Source organism: Curtobacterium sp. B8, from assembly GCF_000333315.1.
GTDB classification, from domain to species: domain Bacteria; phylum Actinomycetota; class Actinomycetes; order Actinomycetales; family Microbacteriaceae; genus Curtobacterium; species Curtobacterium luteum.
Window position 1 is genome coordinate 1 of record NZ_BACW01000106.1, and the last position, 4,230, is coordinate 4,230.

A 4,230-nucleotide genomic window follows, 5' to 3' on the forward strand; every position below is an offset into this window, starting at 1 on the left:
GGCGCCCTCGCCTGACCGGCGCGCTCGCCTGACCGGCGCGCTCGCCTGACCGGCGCGCTCGCGTGACCGGCGCGCTCGTCCGGCGACTGGTGCCGGGTGCTGACCGGCCGGTCGACGCGGCCGTCGCCGGTGACGCGACTCGTGCCTCCAGGCCGGGAGGCACGACCCGCCTACCGCGCGCGCCGCACGTCCCAGAGGTGGTGCACCGGGTCGTGCGCGTAGTACGTCGCGAGCGTCGCGACCGTGAACACGCTGCCGTCGGACCGGAGGCCCGTCCGGCCGAGGTCCGCGTCGGCGACCGCCGCGAACGCCCGAGCGGCGCGCTGCCCGGCGTCGACCAGCTCGCGCCCGACCACCGCCGGGTCCTGCCCGGCGTAGTCGTCCTCGACCGCGGTGGCGTCCTGGTCCCAGTTCGCGAAGGTCGGCTCGTCGTGCTCGAGCATCAGCGCGAGCCGCTCCGTCATCTTCCGGTGCACGTCGCGGACGTGCGCGGCGTACTCGAGCGGGGACCACGTGTGGTCGTCGGGACGCACGCGGACGTCGTCGCGCTCGAGGACCGCCGGCCACGCGGCGGTGTTCTCCTCGATGACCGCGGGGATGTCGCGCACGGACACGGACCGTCCGTCGAAGCCGCACTCGGGGCACGTCGCCTCGATGACCCAGGTCCAGTTCTTCGTCTCGGGTTCGATCGCCATGGCCGAACGGTACCGGTCGGCGTTCAGGTTCCGCGATCCCGCATGCCCGCGCGGAAGCGGCACCACCCCCGTCCGGGGGACACGCCGTTGCCTGTGAATGCCCACACAGTGACATGTCGGTCGGTCGGTATCGTCGTCGGCTGTCCGACCGGCCGATCGGTCCGACCAGAACCACATCGGCCGATCCGTCCCCCAGAGAGGAACCGATGGGATCCGACCCCAGCAGTACCCAGCAGCGGCGTCGCCTCCGCGTGAGCGACGTCACCGTCGTCGACAAGAGCATGATGCGCCGAGCGGTCGGCGGCATGGTCGTCGGCAACACCATGGAGTGGTACGACGTCGGGGTCTACGGGTACCTCGCCGTCACGATGGGGAAGGTGTTCCTGCCGACGGCCGAGCCGGCGGTGCAGGTCCTCTTCAGCCTCGGCGTGTTCGCGGCGACGTACATCGCGCGTCCGCTCGGCGGCATCGTGTTCGGACGGCTCGGGGACCGGCTCGGACGGCAGCGGGTGCTCGCCACGACCCTGGTGCTGATGGCGTCGTCGACCTTCCTCATCGGCGTGCTGCCCGCCTACGCCACGATCGGTGCGCTCGCGCCGGTGGTGCTGGTGGTCCTCAAGCTCCTGCAGGGCTTCTCGACGGGCGGTGAGTACGCGGGTGCGACCACGTTCGTGACGGAGTACGCGCCCGACCGCCGTCGCGGGTTCTTCGCGAGCATCCTCGACTTCGGCAGCTACATGGGCTTCGCGCTCGGCGCCGCGGTGGTCACGGCGCTGCAGCTCACGCTCGGCGATGCCACCATGACCGCGTGGGGCTGGCGGGTGCCGTTCCTGCTCGCGGGCCTGATCGGCGTGGTCGCGATCTACTTCCGACTCCGGATCGAGGAGTCGCCGGTCTTCCAGGCGACCCAGGCCGCGCAGGAGGCCTCCGCGGAAGCACGCGCCGAGGCCACCGGCCAGCGCCCGACCAGCGTCGTCGCCATGGTCCGCGAGCACTGGCAGCCCATCCTCATCGCCGTGATGCTCGTCGCAGCGTCGAACACCGTCGGGTACGCCCTGACCTCGTACATGCCGACCTACCTCACCGACTCGCTCGGCTACTCCGCGCTCGACGGCACGCTGCTGACCATCCCCGTGCTGGTGCTCCTCGCGGTGGTGCTGCCGCTCACCGGTCGGCTGTCGGACCGCCTCGGTCGCCGGGTCGTGATGTGGATCGGCGCCGCGACGACCGTGGTGCTCGTCGTGCCGGCGTTCCTGCTCATCGCGCACGGGGCGCAGTGGTCGACGCTGCTCGGGCTCGGCCTGCTCGCCCTGATGACGGCGCTCTGGGTGTCGAACCAGGCCGCGTCGCTCCCGGCGCTGTTCCCGACCTCGACCCGCTACGGGGCGATGGGGTTCGCGTACAACATCGCGATCGCCGTGTTCGGTGGGACGACCCCGCTCATCGTCCAGGCGCTGCTGACGTGGACGGGTGACGAGCTCGCGCCGGCGTACTTCCTCATGGCCATGAGCGCGCTCGGGGCCGTCGGGGTGTTCTGCATGCGGGAGTCGTCGCAGCGGCCGTTGCCCGGCTCGATGCCCGCGGTCGAGACGGAGGCCGAGGCCCGCGAGCTCGTGCTGACGCAGGACACGAACCCGAACCTCGACCTCGGGGACCTGCCGTTCGCCGCGGCCGACGCCGTCCGCGAGGCCCAAGGGACGCCGGAGCCGGCCGCCCGCTGACGCGTTCCGGTGCCGGCGTCTGGCGCGCGGGTCGGCGTCGGCCGCCGGCTGCCGCTGCGGAACGACGGCGCCGTCGTCGTACGACAACAGCGCCGTCGTCCGTTGCACGCGCGGACCGTTGCGGACGCGGCACGGCGACGAGGCCGTTGTCGGACGACGACGGCCGTGTCGTCCGACAGCGAGAGACGAGCCGCACCCGCCGCGAGCCCGCGCCGCCCGCACCCGCACCCGCCGCGGACCCGCTCCGCCCACGCCCGCTCCGCCTCACTCACCCCGGCGCCCGTGCGACGGGTCCAACGCCGGCCACACCGGGAACGCATCGGCCCAGGTGCGCCACGCGTCCGGGCCGGCCAGCAGCTCCTCGGCCGTGAGGAGCGCCGAGTCGAGCGCCCGTTCGATCCCGTGCACGTCGAGCCGCTCGCCGACGAACCACAGCGCCTGCCCCACGGGTGCGTCCGCGTCCCACGACCGGTTCGCGGTGGGGTCGAGCGCGAGCATCGCCCCGAAGCTCGACCACGCGCCGACGTGGTCCGGCCGCGACGCCAGCCGGAAGAACCCCTTCGACCGCAGCACCCGCCCGTTCACGCCCGCCGCGAGGTCGTGCTCGATGACGCGCGCGAGCCGTCCGGGGTGGAACGGCAGCGGTTCGCGGTAGCGCAGCGTCACGAGGTCGTCCCGGTCGCTGCGCGGTGGGACGTCGAGGTCGGCACCGCTCGAGAGCGCCCGCATCCACCCGGCGCCGCCCGCCAGGAGCCGCGCCGCGCCGCCGTTCGACGCGGGGAGGTCGAGGGGACCGCGCACCGATCGGCCGCTGACCACGAGCGCGTGGGGCGCCATCCGGTGCAGCAGTGCCACGAGCGCACGTCGGCGGCGACCGGACAGCGGCTCGATCCGGTCCAGCACGATGACGGTCGCGTACTCGACGAGGGCGCTGACCCGTTCGGCGGCGACGAACGCGTCGTCCACGTCGCTCCAGAGCAGGTGCGCCACGTCGTCCGCGCGGAGGACGCTCACGACGTGACGCAGGACGCGGTCGTCACCGGTCTCGGAGCGGGCGGCGTTCGCGAGCATCATGCCCACCGCCCGGACGTCGGTGCCGGCCGCGAGCGAGACCACCAGACCGTGGTCGACGTCGGGACCGCACGTGCGGTCGATCCGGTCCGCCCGTTCGGCGACGGCTCGGGCGACGGTGACGGCACTGCCGCGGACCCGCATCGCGTGGTCGCGTGACGGGCCGTTCCCGAGCAGCCGTTCCGCGAGACCGTGGGCGTCGGCGTCGTGCAGGGCGGAGACGAGGGTGATGGCGGCGGATCGCATGTGCGGTACTCTACATGAGAACCGTTATCAACTAGGAGGTCCACCATGCAGGTCCGCAACTCGCTCAAGGCGCTGAAGAAGATCCCCGGGTCGCAGGTCGTCCGCCGTCGGGGCCGGGTCTACGTCATCAACAAGCAGAGCCCGCGGTGGAACACCCGCCAGGGCTGACACCGACGCCCTTCCGTAGGGTGGCAGCATGCGACTGCTGCTCATCCGCCACGGCCAGACCCCCGCGAACGTGCACGGCATCCTCGACGCCGAGGTGCCCGGACCCGGCCTGACCGAGCTCGGGCAGCAGCAGGCCGAGGCGCTCCCCACCGCCCTCGCGGCGCGCGGCATCGAGCGGCTCTTCGTCTCCTCGATGGTCCGCACGCAGCTGACCGCGGCCCCACTCGCGGCCGCGCTCGGTCTCGAGCCCGTCGTGCTGCCCGGCCTCCGGGAGATCGAGGCCGGCGACACCCAGGGCAAGAGCGACAAGGTCTCGGTGCAGACGTACA

At 73.0% G+C, this 4,230-nt stretch carries 5 protein-coding genes; 3 read left to right on the top strand and 2 right to left on the bottom strand.

The genetic code is table 11. The features are described from left to right. Window positions 1-170: 170 nt before the first annotated feature. Window positions 171-695 (bottom strand): DinB family protein, encoded by a 525-nt coding sequence (locus tag I59_RS02830; protein WP_022902577.1) that lies wholly within the window; start codon window positions 693-695, stop codon window positions 171-173. A gap of 206 nt (window positions 696-901) precedes the next feature. Here I59_RS02830 and I59_RS02835 point away from each other — a divergent pair, with 206 nt between their 5' ends. After that, window positions 902-2,416: an MFS transporter gene (locus I59_RS02835; RefSeq protein WP_022902578.1), complete on the top strand. Its 1,515-nt coding sequence runs from the start codon at window positions 902-904 to the stop codon at window positions 2,414-2,416. A gap of 264 nt (window positions 2,417-2,680) precedes the next feature. On the opposite strand, the gene I59_RS02840 is transcribed toward I59_RS02835, so the two are convergent. Further along, a complete protein-coding gene (locus I59_RS02840) occupies window positions 2,681-3,733 on the bottom strand; it encodes a GTP-binding protein (protein ID WP_022902579.1) in 1,053 nt (350 codons plus the stop codon). A gap of 45 nt (window positions 3,734-3,778) precedes the next feature. Here I59_RS02840 and ykgO point away from each other — a divergent pair, with 45 nt between their 5' ends. Together ykgO and I59_RS02850 are read left to right on the top strand one after the other, a co-directional pair. Next, window positions 3,779-3,901 (top strand): type B 50S ribosomal protein L36, encoded by a 123-nt coding sequence (gene ykgO, locus I59_RS02845; protein WP_022902580.1) that lies wholly within the window; start codon window positions 3,779-3,781, stop codon window positions 3,899-3,901. 28 nt (window positions 3,902-3,929) lie between these two features. Next, on the top strand, window positions 3,930-4,230 hold a 301-nt coding region (locus I59_RS02850), incomplete at its 3' end, for a histidine phosphatase family protein (protein WP_022902581.1).